Origin of the sequence: Pseudoalteromonas sp. MSK9-3 (assembly GCF_003590335.1) — a bacterium.
In the GTDB taxonomy this organism is placed as follows: Bacteria; Pseudomonadota; Gammaproteobacteria; order Enterobacterales; family Alteromonadaceae; genus Pseudoalteromonas.
In genome coordinates this window covers 206,694-223,077 of the sequence record NZ_MIET01000027.1, presented here as the reverse complement: position 1 = coordinate 223,077, position 16,384 = coordinate 206,694, and the positions used below count along the sequence as shown (strand labels likewise).

At 41.9% G+C, this 16,384-nt stretch carries 18 protein-coding genes and 1 tRNA gene; 6 read left to right on the top strand and 13 right to left on the bottom strand.

Translation table 11 applies throughout. The features are described from left to right. Window positions 1-2 precede the first annotated feature (2 nt). Window positions 3-1,499 (bottom strand): NAD(P)H-hydrate dehydratase, encoded by a 1,497-nt coding sequence (locus BGP78_RS12305; RefSeq protein WP_119861703.1) that lies wholly within the window; start codon window positions 1,497-1,499, stop codon window positions 3-5. Between the two features lie 12 nt (window positions 1,500-1,511). Between BGP78_RS12305 and queG the strand changes: the two genes are divergently transcribed. Continuing rightward, a complete protein-coding gene (gene queG, locus BGP78_RS12300; RefSeq protein WP_119861637.1) occupies window positions 1,512-2,645 on the top strand; it encodes a tRNA epoxyqueuosine(34) reductase QueG in 1,134 nt (377 codons plus the stop codon). Here queG and BGP78_RS12295 read toward each other — a convergent pair. From BGP78_RS12295 to BGP78_RS12285, 3 genes are all read right to left on the bottom strand, one after another. Continuing rightward, window positions 2,642-3,775 (bottom strand): PleD family two-component system response regulator, encoded by a 1,134-nt coding sequence (locus BGP78_RS12295; RefSeq protein ID WP_119861636.1) that lies wholly within the window; start codon window positions 3,773-3,775, stop codon window positions 2,642-2,644. The two genes, queG and BGP78_RS12295, sit on opposite strands and share 4 nt — an antisense overlap. Window positions 3,776-3,852: 77 nt before the next feature. Beyond that, window positions 3,853-5,799 (bottom strand): ATP-binding protein, encoded by a 1,947-nt coding sequence (locus BGP78_RS12290; protein WP_119861635.1) that lies wholly within the window; start codon window positions 5,797-5,799, stop codon window positions 3,853-3,855. 69 nt (window positions 5,800-5,868) lie between these two features. Further along, entirely contained in the window at window positions 5,869-6,363 is a 495-nt protein-coding gene (locus tag BGP78_RS12285) for a GNAT family N-acetyltransferase (protein ID WP_119861634.1), read from the bottom strand. 72 nt (window positions 6,364-6,435) lie between these two features. Between BGP78_RS12285 and BGP78_RS12280 the strand changes: the two genes are divergently transcribed. The 4 genes from BGP78_RS12280 to BGP78_RS12265 all read left to right on the top strand — a co-directional run bounded on the left by BGP78_RS12280 (window position 6,436) and on the right by BGP78_RS12265 (window position 8,367). Beyond that, entirely contained in the window at window positions 6,436-6,981 is a 546-nt protein-coding gene (locus tag BGP78_RS12280; protein WP_119861633.1) for a glutathione peroxidase, read from the top strand. Between the two features lie 77 nt (window positions 6,982-7,058). Further along, window positions 7,059-7,340 carry a peptidylprolyl isomerase gene (locus tag BGP78_RS12275; RefSeq protein ID WP_010362781.1) on the top strand — a complete coding sequence of 94 codons (282 nt, stop codon included), beginning with the start codon at window positions 7,059-7,061 and terminating at the stop codon, window positions 7,338-7,340. A gap of 71 nt (window positions 7,341-7,411) precedes the next feature. Next, on the top strand, window positions 7,412-7,990 hold the full coding sequence (locus BGP78_RS12270; protein ID WP_119861632.1) for a glutathione S-transferase family protein: 579 nt from the start codon (window positions 7,412-7,414) through the stop codon (window positions 7,988-7,990). A 26-nt stretch (window positions 7,991-8,016) separates the two neighbouring features. Beyond that, a complete protein-coding gene (locus BGP78_RS12265) occupies window positions 8,017-8,367 on the top strand; it encodes a DUF2750 domain-containing protein (protein ID WP_119861631.1) in 351 nt (116 codons plus the stop codon). On the opposite strand, the gene BGP78_RS12260 is transcribed toward BGP78_RS12265, so the two are convergent. Together BGP78_RS12260 and BGP78_RS12255 are read right to left on the bottom strand one after the other, a co-directional pair. Next, window positions 8,356-8,733, bottom strand: a complete 378-nt coding sequence (locus BGP78_RS12260) for a VOC family protein (RefSeq protein ID WP_119861702.1) — start codon at window positions 8,731-8,733, stop codon at window positions 8,356-8,358. The two genes, BGP78_RS12265 and BGP78_RS12260, sit on opposite strands and share 12 nt — an antisense overlap. 227 nt (window positions 8,734-8,960) lie before the next feature. Further along, window positions 8,961-9,035, bottom strand: a tRNA-Arg gene (locus BGP78_RS12255). 260 nt (window positions 9,036-9,295) lie between these two features. Between BGP78_RS12255 and BGP78_RS12250 the strand changes: the two genes are divergently transcribed. Continuing rightward, window positions 9,296-9,478, top strand: coding sequence for a helix-turn-helix domain-containing protein (locus BGP78_RS12250; protein WP_010362777.1), 183 nt, complete (start codon window positions 9,296-9,298; stop codon window positions 9,476-9,478). Here BGP78_RS12250 and BGP78_RS12245 read toward each other — a convergent pair. The 7 genes from BGP78_RS12245 to BGP78_RS12215 all read right to left on the bottom strand — a co-directional run bounded on the left by BGP78_RS12245 (window position 9,475) and on the right by BGP78_RS12215 (window position 16,315). Next, window positions 9,475-10,272 (bottom strand): phosphotransferase, encoded by a 798-nt coding sequence (locus tag BGP78_RS12245; RefSeq protein WP_119861630.1) that lies wholly within the window; start codon window positions 10,270-10,272, stop codon window positions 9,475-9,477. The two genes, BGP78_RS12250 and BGP78_RS12245, sit on opposite strands and share 4 nt — an antisense overlap. Next, window positions 10,265-10,894 (bottom strand): nicotinamide riboside transporter PnuC, encoded by a 630-nt coding sequence (gene pnuC, locus BGP78_RS12240; protein ID WP_119861701.1) that lies wholly within the window; start codon window positions 10,892-10,894, stop codon window positions 10,265-10,267. Before pnuC ends, BGP78_RS12245 begins: the two co-directional genes overlap by 8 nt. Continuing rightward, the gene (locus BGP78_RS12235) at window positions 10,890-11,144 is read right to left on the bottom strand and encodes a YkoF family thiamine/hydroxymethylpyrimidine-binding protein (protein ID WP_119861629.1); all 255 of its coding nucleotides are present in this window, start codon (window positions 11,142-11,144) and stop codon (window positions 10,890-10,892) included. Before BGP78_RS12235 ends, pnuC begins: the two co-directional genes overlap by 5 nt. A gap of 159 nt (window positions 11,145-11,303) precedes the next feature. After that, window positions 11,304-12,677 carry a Gfo/Idh/MocA family protein gene (locus tag BGP78_RS12230; RefSeq protein ID WP_119861628.1) on the bottom strand — a complete coding sequence of 458 codons (1,374 nt, stop codon included), beginning with the start codon at window positions 12,675-12,677 and terminating at the stop codon, window positions 11,304-11,306. 101 nt (window positions 12,678-12,778) lie between these two features. Then, window positions 12,779-13,852: a phosphotransferase enzyme family protein gene (locus BGP78_RS12225; protein WP_119861700.1), complete on the bottom strand. Its 1,074-nt coding sequence runs from the start codon at window positions 13,850-13,852 to the stop codon at window positions 12,779-12,781. A 46-nt stretch (window positions 13,853-13,898) separates the two neighbouring features. After that, on the bottom strand, window positions 13,899-14,804 hold the full coding sequence (locus tag BGP78_RS12220; RefSeq protein WP_119861627.1) for an NTP transferase domain-containing protein: 906 nt from the start codon (window positions 14,802-14,804) through the stop codon (window positions 13,899-13,901). A gap of 77 nt (window positions 14,805-14,881) precedes the next feature. After that, the gene (locus tag BGP78_RS12215; protein ID WP_119861626.1) at window positions 14,882-16,315 is read right to left on the bottom strand and encodes an NAD-dependent succinate-semialdehyde dehydrogenase; all 1,434 of its coding nucleotides are present in this window, start codon (window positions 16,313-16,315) and stop codon (window positions 14,882-14,884) included. Between the last annotated feature and the right edge of the window lie 69 nt (window positions 16,316-16,384).

The following is a 16,384-nucleotide window of genomic DNA, read 5'->3' as shown; positions in this document are numbered from 1 at the left end:
GTTTACCCCAATAAATCTCTAATATGCTTAAATAAATCCCCGGCAAGCAATCCTTTTTCACCTTCGACAGCAGCCCTTTCAGCTGCCAAACCATGAATATACACAGCCAAACTGGTTGCGGCAAATTTCTCCATGCCCTGTGCAATTAAACTGGCAATGATACCAGATAATACATCCCCCATCCCAGCACTGGCCATTGCTGAACTCCCTGAACGGTTAATATTCATTCGAGTTTGCTGGCAAACTAAACTCCCCGGCCCTTTTACCACCACAGTGGTGTCATAGTCCCGTTGTAAATGTGCTGCAACATCAAACCTATTCGACATATCCACAGTATTACTTTTCGTCAGCAAACGACGAGCTTCTCCCATATGCGGTGTCATAACCGCCTGTTTATAGCGTAATGAAGATACCGCTGACAAATTCAATGCATCAGCATCACAAACCACAATACCATCAAAGTTAAAGCTTTTATCAAACAGCGCTTTTGCCCAATTATCTTGACCTAACCCCGGGCCAATCACCAATACATCGGCTTTAGCAAACAAGGCACCAACATATTCACGGCTGCTCTCAACTGTTTCAATACCGTGTACCATAAGCTCATATCGCCCCTGTTGAACCATTGCGACATTATCTGTATGTGTAAGTACACTAACTAAACCTGCGCCAGAGCGTAAACATGCTTCACTCGCTAACCGGATCGCCCCTGCCATTCCTTTATTACCGCCAACCAATAAAACGTGACCGCACTGGTTTTTATAACAATCATGCGCCCTGCCTAAACGCATTGCCATAAACGCAGAGTGAGACACATAAGACACTGCTGAGTTCACTATTTTTGAAAAAGCCTCTGCAACGCCCAAAGGAGCAAATAGCAACTTGCCACAAACTTGTTTAGCACTGCCTGTTAGCATACCTTGCTTTAAGGCAATAAAAGTCAGAGTAATATCAGCTAAAAATGCACCGTCAGCTACGATCCCCGTTGATGCCTCAATACCACTTGGCACATCAATACTGAGTCGCAGTGCAGTATCTTTATTACAATATGCAAAAATATTTTTTAATGAGCCGCTTAACTCACCAGAAAAACCTATCCCGAAAACCCCGTCAACAATCACATCAAATGAGTGCTGTTTTGGTAACTCACTCAATACGTTTAAGCCCGCAGCATCAGCTCGTTGATACGCCCTAAGGGCATCGCCCGCCAGCAAGCTCGGAGAAAAAACGGCTACTATGGTCACCTTACGTCCAGCTCGGTGCAATAACTCAGCCAATAAATATGCATCTCCTGCGTTATTTCCCTTACCCGCTAGAATTAAAATATGCTCTGCATTTACTAACTCATGATCGAATAAATCAAAGAGCGCGTCAGCTGCGCGTACCATTAATTGCGATAAATTAAGACCAACAAGCTGGGCTGCGCTTGCTTCATTATCCCTCACTTGCTGGGCCGTATAGGCAAACTGTGGTAAATTAGCCGTGTATTTAGCTGCCAAGATCGATTTCCCGTGACTATCACTCATATTGACTATACTGAACTCGCAATAAAAATTAAGCAATGGGGCCGCGAACTTGGTTTCGCTGAAGTCGGGATCACCGATATAGATCTCAGTGAACATGAAGCACAACTGCAGCGCTGGTTAGACAAAGGTTATCACGGCGAAATGGAATATATGGCAGCGCATGGCATGAAAAGAGCACGTCCAGCGGAGTTAGTACCAGGCACACAGCGCGTTATTTCAGTCAAAATGAACTACCTGCCTCCTGATGCCAGCTTTGCCAGAGCATTAGGTAACAAACATACAGCCTACATCAGCCGCTATGCGCTTGGCCGCGATTACCACAAGGTGTTGCGCAATCGGCTCAAAAAACTAGGCCAAAAAATAGAACAAGAAGTCGAACAACTTGGATATCGACCCTTTGTTGACTCTGCGCCTGTACTTGAACGCCAATTAGCTGAAAAAGCGGGGCTAGGCTGGCGTGGTAAAAATAGCTTGTTAATTCATAAGCAAGCCGGCTCATGGTTTTTTCTAGGTGAGTTATTTGTCAGCATCCCCTTACCCATAGATGCGCCCAATGACATTGAAGGATGTGGCAAATGTAACGCCTGTATTACCTTATGCCCCACTGGTGCAATCGTCGAACCGTATGTGGTCGACGCCAGAAAGTGCATTTCATATTTAACCATCGAACTACAAGGTGCTATTCCTGAACAGTACCGTCCATTACTCGGAAACCGTATTTATGGATGTGATGATTGCCAACTGGTGTGCCCGTGGAATCGCTTCGGACAATTAACCGACGAGCTAGATTTTCATCCTCGCCAACAAATTAAAGACCAAGATTTAATGACATTATTTGCGTGGGATGAAAGTACCTTTTTAAAAAATACCGAAGGCAGCCCTATACGCCGCATAGGTCATGAACGTTGGTTACGTAATATCGCCGTTGGATTAGGTAACGCACATTATGATCCTCTCATCATTGAGGCGCTAAAAGCTCGCCTCAATAGTGCATCACCTTTGGTGAAAGAGCATATAGAATGGGCACTCACGCAACAGCATGATAAACAAGTAAACACAGAACGAAAGAAGGCCCGACTCATTAGAATCATTGAAAAAGGCCTCCCGCGAGACGCCTAACCTTTTGCATGTTCAGACAATAGTGCCAAATCGCCTTCAATTTCGTTAAAAGCACTTTTAACCATGTCAATGGCTTCTTTTCGCGCAACTGAGTTTTGAATTGCTTCATCAACATTATTGAATATGAAAACTTCTTGATCTTCATCTAAACCCATGGTCGGGATCCGCGTTTCAAAACGCTCTTGCAATGCGCGAAACACCGTTTCATTTTGCTTGCGATTGGTCTCTAACATACCCATTAAGCTTTTAAATTTTCCATTCACCATCGCTTGAGCTTTATCTAAGTTTTCACGCTGAGCTGTCAATTCATGACGAGTTAAAATTGCAGTCAATTGTTGCTCTGTCACGCTCACCAAAAAACATATATGGTCTCGAATTCGACCATGCTTGCTCTCATCCTCCGGCATATTTAAAATCAGGACGCTGACTAAATCATAATTGACTAACACTCGGCTCGTAAATTCATGTAACCGCCCCTTCGATTTTAAAATATCGAATAACTCAATGACAATGGGCGAACATAACCCTGTGGTGGCAAAGTGATGACGCTGTTCATCAATTCGAATTTCAACATTGCTGTTCAAGCCAAAGCTAGACAAGCATTTCGTCATGGCATTAGCCAGCGTAGGAATATCGTCCAAAAGTGAAATTTGTTCTATATAATTAACTATTTGGCCCATTTCACTGCTGGTAGCCATTGCATCAAATGCTGTCGATGTGGCTTCTTCTACTTGCTGTTCAAGAATATCTTTATCTAGCAACATTTGACTTAAATTCAACAACTTTGTTTTTAGTTCCCCTTGACCAAATGGCTTTACGATATAATCTTCAGCTCCTACAGAGTAACCTTCCATACGCTCTTCAACAGACCCTCTTGCTGACACAAACATCACCACAATATGGTGTGTTTCAGGGTTTGCCTTTATCGCGCGACATACATCGTAGCCATTCATTTGCGGCATACTAACATCGAGTAAAATCACTTGTGGGTCAAATGATTCAATCATATCTAAGCATTCAGGCCCACTGCTTGCGGTAAGCAAATCAAAGTTGAGGTCTTCAAGGATCTCTTCAAGAATTTCTAAATTAAATGGTTCGTCGTCGACGGCTAAAATACGCTGCAGGGCCATAAGTTTATTCCTTTTCTATTATATCGCTCATTCTATTTATAGTCATGATTTACATGAATGCTAGTATGTTAAACGCTTTAATGCTGACTCAATGGCAACTCTATGTGGACTGTCGCGCCGCCAAATTCATTGTTACTGGCATAAATACAGCCTTTGTGTAGCAAAATAAATTCCTTACAAATCGCCAACCCTAAGCCTGTACCACCAGCGCCATTATTGGTTTTACTACTTTGCACAAACTTCGAAAAAACCTGCTCAAGCTCATCATCGGGGATCCCAACGCCTTGATCGCTAATGGCCACAGCCACTTTATTTCCGATTAAATCAACAGCCACCTTAATCTGACTATTCTCAGGGCTAAATTTAAGCGCATTTCCCAATAGATTACGCACCACCTGGTTCATTTGCTCCTGATCGCAATACAACAAAATAGGCGTTGAAGGAACGCATAACTCAAACTGGATTTTTTTTGCCAAGGCACTGCCAGCCACATCATCGATACCCGTTTTAATAATACTGGTAAAATCGTAGTTACTTGGATTAAAGGGAAAGCGACCGGCATCCAAACGTGATAAATCCAAAAGATTGTTCAGTAGCAATAACAGCCGCTCACCACTGGTTTCAATTCTCGATAAATATTTTTGCAATTTGTCTAGTGGTGCTTCACCACAGCTTAACTTGTCTAATCCAAAGCGCGCGAAACTCAAAATAGAATGCATGGGGGTACGTAATTCATGAGACATATTGGCTAAAAATTCTGACTTGCTTAAATTCGCGGCTTCAGCAGCATCTTTCGCACTTTGTAATTGCGCAGTCCGTGCTTGAACTTCAGCTTCAAGTACCTCTTTGGCTTCTTCTAAAACTTGTTGTTTTTTCTTTAGGTGTGCGACATTTTTAAATATAACCGCAAATGCCACTTCGCCATGATGATCTATTTCATTAAAAGTGCCCATTAAAGGGATATCACCTGACGCCTGTGGTAATACCAACTCGCAATTAAAGTGTCGCTTTATACCCACCTCTTTAATCGCCACTTTTAAAGAGTCAGTGCAATCAGTCGCAAATAAATCATAAAGAGAACGCGCTTGTATCTCGCTTTGTGACAATTTAAGTAAGCGCATTGACGCATCATTCGCTTCAATAATCGCGCCACTGCGCTTAAATAAAACAATAGGATCTGGAGTATGCTTATAAATAACTCGCAATAAGCTATCTCGCTCAATTAGCGCATCAACGGTATCTTGCAGTCGTTCAACCAACTCTTGATTTTGTCGCCTTAATAACTCGGTCTGCCATAATTTATGGAGTGACTGCAGCAATTCGCTTTCATCAAACGGCTTTAGTAATACATCTTCAACCCCCTGTCGAATGGCTTCCATCATGTCTACTTGACTGGCCCTTGAGGTGAACAATAAGCAGCGGCAATTAGGCGATAAACCTTTAAGCTGCACAAACATCTCAACGCCAGTGCCGTCTGCAAAATTAAAGTCACTGATCAATAAATCAATGTGCTCTTTACTCGCCACTTCCAATGCTGAGCCAATAGTTAGCGCAGTAAATACGGTTAGCTGCGCTCCACGTAAACTCATGGCCAGCTGCTCTAAACGTGTCGCATCATGATCCACTAATAGCACTGTGGGTAACACCAAGCGTTGATTTGCACCGACTTCTAAAACACGCTCTAATAAATGCGTGATCTCTTTATTGGCAAAGAAAGGGTAAACCACAATGCCATTCGGCAGTGCTTTATTAAATTGGCTGAATACTTCTAAATGCTCGGTATTATCTGGCTTTGGCGCTAAAAGAATGAGTTTACAATGCTCTTTTAAAGAGGAGAGTACCGTTAAATAATGGCTGGGGATCCCATGCGCGATGGCGATAACATCGTAATGAGTAAATGTAATGCCTTCATCAAGCATATTATAGTGAATATGCTCAACCTGCCCTCCTAACAGCTCAAACAACACTTTGAGTCGCATTGCCAGTACACTGTTACTATCTATGATCAATACTTTATTCGACATAATCCATTTCTATTCCTTGCCCTAACACAAGTAGTGTAGTCGAATTTTTAAACTTGTTAGAAACCTAGGCTACCCATTGGTTAACTGCTTACCAAGAATGGTTAAACTGAACCGCTTGTCATCCATACGGGCAATATGAGGTAACTCCCCCCAGCAACTATAACCTTGACGTTCGAACAATTTAATACTGGGCACATTATGTGAAAAAATAAAGCCGAGTAAGGTATCCACGTCAATGCTCATTGCATACTGTTCGGCGAATTCCAGTAATTGAGTACCTAAGCCTTTCCCCCTTGCTTGGCCTGTAATATAGATACTAATTTCGCACGTTCCTGCGTAAGCCGGGCGGCCATAAAATGACTTAAAACTCAGCCAAGCTAGCACGATTCCTTGGGACTCATACACAAATAAAGGTCTATTTGATGTGTGGCTAAAAAACCACTGGGTACGCGCTTCTACTGTTGTCGGCTCAGTATCCGCTGTCACCATACGACTGGGGATTGTTTCATTGTAAACAGCAACGATAGCTGGCAAATCTCGATGTTCCGCAATTCTAATAGTCATAGTGTAAGAAAGATGATCAAATCAAGGTCTATTGGCGTATCATAAAAGAGTTCATCAAACAAAGGAAAGGCAATGCTAAACAAACTACTCAAACTGACTCTAATTTCATCAAGCTTATTATTGAGCTCGCAAGTACTCGCTGCAACATGCGATGATTTTACCAATGTAGAATTAAGAAAATTACGCTCTCAAGACACCCTTAATTTGTGTCAGTTTAAAAACAAGCCTTTGCTTATCGTCAACACTGCCAGTAACTGTGGCTTTACCGGTCAATTTGAAGATTTAGAAAAACTCCACAAAAAGTATAAAGATCAGGGGTTAGTCGTATTGGGCTTCCCATCAGATGACTTTTTTCAAGAAGAAGATGATGAGAAAGACACAGCCAAAGTTTGCTTCGTCAATTATGGTGTAACTTTCAATATGTTAGCAACATCAGATGTACGAGGTGACAGCGCAAACCCTATCTTCAAACACTTAGGTGATAAAACCAGCTCTCCAAAATGGAATTTTTATAAATATTTAGTCTCTGCAGACAGACAAACGATTACTCGCTTCAATAGCCGCACTAAACCTCTATCAGACGAAATGGTGAGTGCCGTAGAAAAAGCATTACAATGATATCGTGAGTTTTTAATACAAGTGTATTAGAATAAATGGTGAATAAAAATTAATCACAAGCGAAATATGGAGAAGTTATGACAGTTGCAAGCGCAAGGCACATCCTAGTAGATAGTGAAGCGGAATGTTTAGATTTAAAATCGCGCATTGCTGCCGGTGAAGATTTTGCTGAATTAGCAAAGCAGTATTCTAGTTGTCCTTCGGGACAAGACGGTGGGGCGCTTGGCGAGTTTGGCCCTGGCATGATGGTCCCTGAGTTCGATACTGTGGTATTTTCTGCACCACTGAATGATGTACAAGGCCCTGTTCAAACACAGTTTGGTTACCATTTACTTGAAGTAACAAGTAGAACTGAGTAAGTTCATACCTATGCTAACAAGCCGCTTTTTGCGGCTTTTTTTTGACTTAAATTTGGAAAAGGAACACTGCTATGCAACTATTTGGTTCTGATACATCTCCCTACGCGCGCCGAATTCGATTATTCATTACTCATCACGCCCTCGATATAGACTATATTCACCTCGATATCTTTTCCGACGCAGGGAGAAAGGAGCTCATAGCGCATAACCCAGCTCGAAAAATCCCATTTTTAGTGAACGGATCACAGCAAATAAGTGACTCTAATGTCATTTTTCGTTACCTAAATGAACACTACGATTTACCTAGACTAACTTGGTGGCAAGAAAATCAGCTGACTAATATTAACGCCTGTAACGATTCATTGGTTGAACTACTTATTTGTGACCGTTCAGGCTTCGACACAAACAGTGACGCACTATTTTTTAAGCTACAAAGAGAACGTATTGAGCAAGTACTTTTAGATTTAAATGAACAATGTGTGAAAACTCACTTTTTAGACTGTCAGTACTTGCAGATCAGTTTATACTGCTTGCTAGATTGGATCGTGTTCAGAGAGCTCACCGATCTAACCTCATTTGCTGCCTTATTGAACTTTCACACCGTTCAGTCACAACGCAAAGGAGTAAAGCAGAGCGATCCACGCAACTAAATAACATATTTAAAAAGGTATACGCCATGAGCGACATTGAAATTGAATCAGAACTTGTCACCTTTGTTGAAAAGGTTCGCCTCGGTGAACAAGTATGGGCACTGGGTGCTGAAGATGGTGGCGTTGTGGTATGTGAATCAAACCAGTTCGAAACGACTGACGTTTTACTCGTGTGGGATAGCGCAGAAAAAGCGCAAGCTCAGTGTAAAGATGAATGGCAGGGCTATACGCCAACACCCATTGCACTTGATGAGTTTTTAGATGAGTGGGTTGAAGACCTCAATGAAGACGAAGCATTACTTGGTCTGAACTGGAATGACGAAAATGTATGCCTTGAAATCGAACCAACCGGTTTAGCGCGAGCGTTAACTGACTAAGGCTACTAAAGTACCATCGATAGCACGCACATAAGCTTGTGTGTGCTCATTTTTACTACATGGTGACATTAACGGCTCTGCACCTGCAGCAACGGCTTTGTCATAACTTTCACTGACATTATTACATAGCATAGTTAACTCAAACCCCAATGCGGGCTGTTTGGGCTGAGACCGTATATAGCTTTGTTTAAACTGTGCTTGAGCATAGGGATGACTGGCAAACCCAAGTGTCACTTGGCCCGTGTTTAACTCACCATAATCTGCTGATTCTGTTAGTTCAACCGCACTCAACCCAAAAGCCTGATAGTAAAAATCAAGCACCTCTTCTACGTTATCAACATAAATAATTGTTTTTAAATACCGCATGCTACTCGCCAAAAATTTAAAAGCGCCATAATTCACCATCAAACACTCTGTAACTAAAGCATATTTTTTAAGCTGGGTAAAATACAATCAATAAAGTTTGCATAAGTAAAAGTGACTATACTGGGCGATGATGAGGCCATCGAAGAATATAAGCTGGAATAAAAAGAGGAGGATGCAAAGCAAAATACGACTTTGTCGCACTGTAAAAATGAACTGAAGAAGCTGTTTGGCGCTCTCGGAAGGGATCGAACCTTCAACTTAGCCTCCGGAGGGCCACGTGATATCCATTTCACCACGAGAGCGACACAGCAGTTTTTCAACCGCGTTTATAATAATGCTATCGATGACCAAATACTAGCATTTGTGCGCTACATGCCTAATTTTTAATCTAAAAATCAAAAAAACACTATACATTGCACAAAAAACGCGATATTTAACTATGCTTAGTTATACCTTCGTCGGTGCAACATGCCATTTGTGTTCACCGAACAATGCGAAACAGAGCAAAAGCTCTATAACAACAAGCGCATTGTGCTTAAAAAATATCAAGAGGATTATTATTATGACCCCGATGACCACTGAACAAGTAGCTGAATTTCTTGGCGTAAAAGTAGAGCGAGTAAAGAGACTATCTAGAGAGAACTTACTTGTTGCAAAAGATAATGATGCTGATGGTCAGCCTATATTTGATAAAACAGATGTAGAAAAGTACAAAGAGCTGGCACAAAGGTTAGGCGGGATCTAGTCAACGAGACTATGTAGTCTTGCAATGAGGGGCCTCGCATATGAGTGTGCTCCTCTGCTTTGATACCACTCGATACTCAATAATAAATAGACAATCTGATACGCCAGTAATTTACCGATCGCATAATCAGGTAAAGTGAGATGACGATGTGCGTAATATGTCTTTAATAACGCGTTCTGTGCGTGTGTATCCAAATTAAAGCTGCAACTTAGTGCAGCCAAATCAAAGTAAACATCATTATATTGGGCATACTCAAAATCAATTAATCTAGGCCCACGATCCGCATTGAGTAGGTTATCAAATACTAAGTCGTTATGACAAAAAGCCAGATCTCGCGGCAACGATTCAATCAATTTAACGGCCCGCAACATATGATGCTCAGCACATTCGAGCTCTTTTAATGTGAGTTTTTTCACAAAGCTGATTATATCAACAGGGACAGTATTATCCAACCCCTGGTATTCATGTAAAGTCACCAAACATTGAATAAGGCTTACATCAAGCGCGGTAAACGGGGCTACCTCTTCAATAAACTCAAATAACGCAATGCGCTTATCACAGTCGTATGCCCTAACCGATTGCGTGATCCCCATATCAGCGAGCGCATTTTGAATATTTAAAAGCGGTACTGGCACCTCACCTTTATAGCATTTTAATAGCAGCTTTCCTTGGTTAGTCTGTAATAGGAAGTTATCGTTACTTAACCCTCGTGCAAGGCGTTCAATACGCTCTACATGCAATGTCGGTAACAATGCTTGAGCTAGCGCAGTTAAATCAGCCGCCAGGTTAGTCATATTCTAATTTTGCTAATGATTGGCCTTCACGTTGCTCATGTTCATCATACCAACGTTTGTAACCCCAACACACCAACACGGTATAAAAAACAAATAAAACCAGCGTTGGATAATAGCCTTTTGCAAAATATAAATAGATTGAAGCAGTATCAATCACTATCCAATATAAAAAATTCTCCAACACCTTTTTAGCCACTAAGTACGTGGTAACGATCGCAAAACAGGTGGTAAAACTATCAAGGTATGCCAGTTCAGCATTGATATATTTATCCGTCAAATAACCTAATATGACAGCAACTATACTGGTCACTATAATAATTTTAATGTGTCGGCCAAGCGACCAAGACACAATGGGCACTATGGATTGATCCTGCGCCTTTTGCCACATTCTCCAGCCAACAACCGCCATTATCATGTAATAAAAATTCAGCGCAGACTCCATAACTAAAGCGCCATTCCAGTACATCACCGTGTAAATAAACGTACTGATAAATGCAGCAGGCCAACACCAACTATTCTCTTTGATGGCCAATAGCAAGTATGCCAAAGAGAGCAATACAGCAATATACTCCCAATACGACATAGCGGTAAAACCAGAAAGTACGTCTCGTATAAATTCAATCATTGGCGGACAAGTCACCTGAAATAAATTTACACACAAAAACGATTTTTCCATAAGTAATGAACGAGCGCTTCATTTCTGACTGTAGCGTCTGCATAACTAAATCATAGTCACCAAACACCTGGGTAGACATCGTATTGGTTATAACTTTTAGTTCTGAATTTTGATTTAAGCGGTCAATGAACTCTTTAATAAATGGAATATAATCACTATGAAGTGGGTATTTACTGATCTCAACTGACAGTTTCATTGCAGCTCTCTAAAGGGAATATAGACATGGCTATTGTAGCCGCCGATAGCGACTTTGGCGACCATTACTCACGCTAAACACATGTAAAGCAATCATAAATGAATACATGTTAGCTACAATAAATAGGGCGATTTAATAATTAAAACGCCCTGACTCTATTTATGCGCCAACGATGCCAAGTGGTTTCGCATTTTTCCATGCGCCACGCGTAAAATCAGGCACATCAACAGAACTACTGCGGTTTGCAACCGATTGTGCAGATAATGGTGATATAACAGACCATGCCGCCCCATCATAGACATCTTGATCTAGCGGCTCACCATTACGCAAGCAATAAATCATTCGCCAAAACATCAAAAAGTCCATGCCACCATGGCCCCCATTGCGCTGTGCTTCTTCTCCCATTTTAACCCAAAGAGGGTGATCATATTTATCGTACCAAGCCTGCATATCATGATCCCATTCATGAAAGCTCTTGCTGCCATTATTTTCTAAGGCAATCCGATTTGGGAAACCTGCAAAAACACCATTGGTCCCTTGGATTAAATTATGACGAGAATAAGGCCTTGGCGTGGTTGTATCATGCTGAACCATAATACTGCGGCCTTGAATGGTTTTAATTATCGTGGTGTTCATATCTCCCGCGATATAATCGAGCTGATTGCGTTGATGCCCTGCTGTAAACTCTCGTTTGGCATAAGCGCTTCGGCCTAACGCAGGTGAACTCATAGAGGTTAGATAATCAAAGCGATCTCCACGGTTAATATTCATATACTGTGACACTGGACCTAGGCCATGAGTAGGGTATAAATTACCGTCGCGTTTTGCATGCCATTCAGTACGCCATGAACCGGTTTTATGCTCAATTTCTTTCATTTGCCAACGCAATTCATGAATATAGGCGGCTTCACCATGCAATAGTTCGCCAAACAAACCTTGTCTAACCATATTTAGTACCATCAACTCATCACGACCATAGTTGACGTTTTCCATCATCATACAGTTTTTCTGAGTGCGCTCTGCGGTATCTACGATTTGCCACATTTCTTCTACCGTCAAGGCCAGAGGTACCTCAACAAAGGCGTGCTTTGCACTATTCATGGTATCGATAGCCATTGGAGCATGCCATGCCCACGGAGTAGAAATTATCACTATATCAATATCATCACGCGCTAGCATTTGTTGATAAGCTCGTTCGCCCCCAGAATATAATGCTGGCTTTTCTACTCCCTTATCAACTAAATATTGAGCAGAACGTTCCAAAACCTCGTCATGAGTGTCACAAATTGCGACTATTTTTGTGCCTTCAATATGGCTCATGCGTTTTACATGCCCATAGCCTCGCTGCCCAACGCCAATAAAACCAACGCGTACAATTGGCATTTTTGGTACTACCAACCCTATAACAGATTGACCCTGAGCTGCTGGCGATTGGGGGAGTGATGTACTTGTTTGCGCACACCCAGCAACAACACTGGCTGCTGCCGTTGCACTGGCTGCTTTTAAAAAATCACGGCGGTTAAACTTTTTCATTGTTATCCTTTGTCATTACCACAACTATTCTGGCCCTATATTACGTTATTAGCGACGACCAACAAGTCTGACAAGCATTAAAAAAGCGCATAAGCGCTTTTTTAGTTTTTAATAAGAATGCCCTTTAAGGTGCCTTCTTTATCAAGTATATCTTGATACAACTTAAACTGATTACGTGCACGCTCTAAATTGTGCGTGGCGTGCTTGGTCGCAAAGTAATTATCACCATCTAAATAGTCCGTCAAAAAGCGCAGACCTATCATGAACGGCATTACTTTCGCGCCAAGTAAGAAGCTCATTTTTTCTTGCTCAGTGATCGACTCAGATAACGGCGAAACATAGCCCTTCACAATGGCTTCGAATATTTCTTCTCGTACTTTTACAGCTGATAAATCTGTAGAGTCTTCGGCTTCTGGTGAGCAAAAAGTACGTACCATATCGCCAAAATCAAATAACCAATAACCCGGCATGCAGGTGTCTAAATCAATGACGGCCTTACCTTTATTGCTGCTATTGCAAAAAAGCATGTTATTAATTTTAGTATCATTGTGACAAGGCCTCAGTGGAATAGTCCCAGCCAATGCTTCTAGCTCAGCAACTAGACTAACTTGGCTTTCACAAAAAGTGATATCCGCCATACAATTCGCTACACGGCTATGCTCATCTGCACTTACCGTATTTTTGAATGTCTCAAAGCGCTTGGTTAAATTATGAAAGTCAGGAATAACATGATGTAATGTTTGTGCATTAAAGTCTTCTAGCGCCCGAGCAAATAACCCAAATGCATTGGCTGCGGTTTGCGCATTTTCAGTGCTATTAACCACATCTTCACTGTAACTTCCCCCAATAAACTCTAATGCGCGCCATACCTCGTTATTATGGGTTACTAAGTATTTACCATTAATCGTTGGTAAATGCTTAATAATATTCAGTTTATACTTTCCTATTACCGCTTTGTCTGACAGGTGCTGCTCAATGGCGCGTGCATTTTCTACAAGATGCTCTGGCTGTGGAAAAACATCCGTATTAAGTTTTTGTACTACCACCGCCTGACTGCCATCTTTTAGTAACATTGTGGTATTAATGTGACCATTACCAATCGGGTTCATCACAGCAGTGCTGCTATCTAAACCAAATTGTTGCGATAAATAATGCACTATCGCAGTATTCTTCATGTGTACCTCATTGCGTGACCGCGTGTGTGAAGGGACTGAGACTTGCTCATCCATGACGTAATTCATTTAATTTTCCTGCTACGCTATCTAGTTCTTCTTTGAAGGTAATGCCATACCAATCATCTATGGCTGAATAAGCTGTGACATGAATTTCATTCAAGGATATACATGCTTGAATACAATCGGGCAAATAATACTCTTTTTTGACAACGTTGTCATCGCTATCTAAAAACCGTGAGAAATCATGATTCAGATATGTTATAAGCTTAGGAGTGATCCCCCAAAATGTCATGGAGGCAAGTGTGTTTTCATTGATAAGTATTCTTTCACCCGCACACTCACCGAGTAGTTGGTCGTTTTCAATTTTAATATTTAAACATTCTTTAACCGATACCAACGAGCCACCATCTAACTGGCATAGACCGCGATTTACGCCTCCTTGTTCTGACAACGTGCGCTTAATTGGATAACCCACCATAGCCATATGATGTTCATTCGCAGCGGTTTTAACAAAGTGGCTAACTAATTGTTCGTAGGCGTTTGGTCCATAATAATCGTCGGCCGTGATCACAATCGCAGCTCGGGTAATGTAGTCACGCGCCGCCAATAACGCATGGCCCGTTCCCCAAGGTTTTAATCGCTCTTTTGCTTTATCAAGGTGCTTTTTTGGCACATCTAATATCGTTTGCTCAACTAAATGAATCGTTAAGGCCTGAGGTAAACGTGGAATAATACGTGTTTCTACCGTGGATTTTATCGCTGAATTTATCACCAACACAACTTCCATGACTCCCGCATTATGGGCATCTTGGATGCTTAATTCCATAATGGAACATTCTAGTCCAGGGATTTCTGCTATCTGTTTATTGCCACCAAAACGGCTACCAAGACCACCGGCTAGTATCACCAGCAGCGGCGTAAGCGCTGTCTTATCCGTATTTCCGATTACCATATCAGACCACTAAATATTAATAGGCGGACAAGTTTACAGCGCTTTTAAAATAATAGAAAGTCATTGCAAAATTTGCGTCAATCAAACTTTTGGCAGAGATACTTAACTTCAAGGTACTCATCTAACCCTTGCTTAGCCCCTTCACGACCTAACCCTGATTGCTTCACCCCCCCAAATGGCGCTACTGGATTCGAGATCATACCTTCATTTATGCCAATCATGCCGTACTCTAACGCACGAGAGACCCGATGTATTTGCGACACATCTTGTGAATAGACATAAGCAGCGAGCCCCTCTTCTACTCCATTGGCAAAACTTAAACTTTGCTGTTCATCCGTAAATGTTATGACTGACACAACCGGCCCAAATATTTCAGTGTTGGCAATGTCCATATCGGGTGTCACATGAGTTAAAATAACAGGGGCCATAAACAGTCCTGCTTCTTCTGATCTTTGGTAATGTATTTTCGCACCTTGTTTTAATGCTGAAGAGATCAAGCCGTCTACTTTGACTTTAGCAGGCTCATTAATTAATGGTCCTAAATCGTTACCTGCCACCATCCCATCACCCACTTTTAAAGCAGCCACAGCCGTTGTAAGACAGCTGATAAACTCCGCCATACACCCTTGCTCAACCAGCACCCTGTTCGCCGCTACACATGTTTGCCCTGCGTTACGAAATTTAGCTGCCATCAAACCAGTAACCGCTTCAGCTATATTCGCGCTGTCATAGACAATAAAGGGCGCGTTTCCGCCAAGCTCCATAGATGTGCGTTTGATTGTCGTAGCCGATTGCGACAATAATAATCGCCCCACCTTTGTGGACCCTGTAAATGTTAACTTGCGGATTGCTGCGCATTGGCAATAATACTCAATCAGCTCGGCGGGTTGAGTCGTTATCAGCACCTGAAATGCCCCTGCTTCCATACCTGCCTGAACAGCTAATTTTGCTAATGCAATGGCACTCAATGGGGTTTCTTCAGATGGCTTTAAAATAAAGCTACATCCCGCCGCATAAGCTGGTGCAACTTTGCGCGTGATCATCGCAAGCGGAAAATTCCATGGTGTGATGCCAAGCACTACACCGACTGGTTGTTTGATGGTGCTCAATTGTACCAATGTATTTTGACTCGGGATAGTTTCGCCATAACTTCGTATGGCTTCTTGCGCAAACCACTCCACAAAGCCCGCAGCATAACGCACTTCACCTAGCGCTTCATGCAATGGCTTGCCTTGCTCTGCGACCATCAATTCTGCCAGCATTTTTTCATTGGATAAAATTAATGCATGCCATTTTTTCAGTACTTCACTGCGCTGTACCGCTGAAACCAAACGTAATTGTTCTAATGCGTGTTTAGCACCCGTTAACGCCAACATTCTGCCTTTTTCATCAACCGATGAGACGTGTTTCACAGTTTGCTGATTAGCTGGATTCAATACCGCAAACATATCCTGAGTTTGATATGACTTACCGTTAATAAAAGAATGTTCGTGTTCTAAGAGCAATTGCATCGAGACAACCTGTTAATCTAGTTATGATTAATATGCCACAGTTATGGCGTTAAAAACAAAAAACCGCAG

Bases quoted from the DNA above. Each gene is read 5' to 3' on its own strand.
- BGP78_RS12295 (WP_119861636.1), bottom strand. From the start codon at position 3,775: ATGGCCCTGCAGCGTATTTTAGCCGTCGACGACGAACCATTTAATTTA.
- BGP78_RS12220 (WP_119861627.1), bottom strand. From the start codon at position 14,804: ATGGTAATCGGAAATACGGATAAGACAGCGCTTACGCCGCTGCTGGTG.
- BGP78_RS12230 (WP_119861628.1), bottom strand. From the start codon at position 12,677: ATGAAAAAGTTTAACCGCCGTGATTTTTTAAAAGCAGCCAGTGCAACG.
- BGP78_RS12280 (WP_119861633.1), top strand. From the start codon at position 6,436: ATGCTAAACAAACTACTCAAACTGACTCTAATTTCATCAAGCTTATTA.
- BGP78_RS12275 (WP_010362781.1), top strand. From the start codon at position 7,059: ATGACAGTTGCAAGCGCAAGGCACATCCTAGTAGATAGTGAAGCGGAA.
- BGP78_RS12270 (WP_119861632.1), top strand. From the start codon at position 7,412: ATGCAACTATTTGGTTCTGATACATCTCCCTACGCGCGCCGAATTCGA.
- BGP78_RS12290 (WP_119861635.1), bottom strand. From the start codon at position 5,799: ATGTCGAATAAAGTATTGATCATAGATAGTAACAGTGTACTGGCAATG.
- BGP78_RS12245 (WP_119861630.1), bottom strand. From the start codon at position 10,272: ATGACTAACCTGGCGGCTGATTTAACTGCGCTAGCTCAAGCATTGTTA.
- BGP78_RS12260 (WP_119861702.1), bottom strand. From the start codon at position 8,733: ATGCGGTATTTAAAAACAATTATTTATGTTGATAACGTAGAAGAGGTG.
- BGP78_RS12215 (WP_119861626.1), bottom strand. From the start codon at position 16,315: ATGCAATTGCTCTTAGAACACGAACATTCTTTTATTAACGGTAAGTCA.
- BGP78_RS12265 (WP_119861631.1), top strand. From the start codon at position 8,017: ATGAGCGACATTGAAATTGAATCAGAACTTGTCACCTTTGTTGAAAAG.
- BGP78_RS12250 (WP_010362777.1), top strand. From the start codon at position 9,296: ATGACCCCGATGACCACTGAACAAGTAGCTGAATTTCTTGGCGTAAAA.
- BGP78_RS12235 (WP_119861629.1), bottom strand. From the start codon at position 11,144: ATGAAACTGTCAGTTGAGATCAGTAAATACCCACTTCATAGTGATTAT.
- BGP78_RS12225 (WP_119861700.1), bottom strand. From the start codon at position 13,852: ATGAAGAATACTGCGATAGTGCATTATTTATCGCAACAATTTGGTTTA.
- BGP78_RS12285 (WP_119861634.1), bottom strand. From the start codon at position 6,363: ATGACTATTAGAATTGCGGAACATCGAGATTTGCCAGCTATCGTTGCT.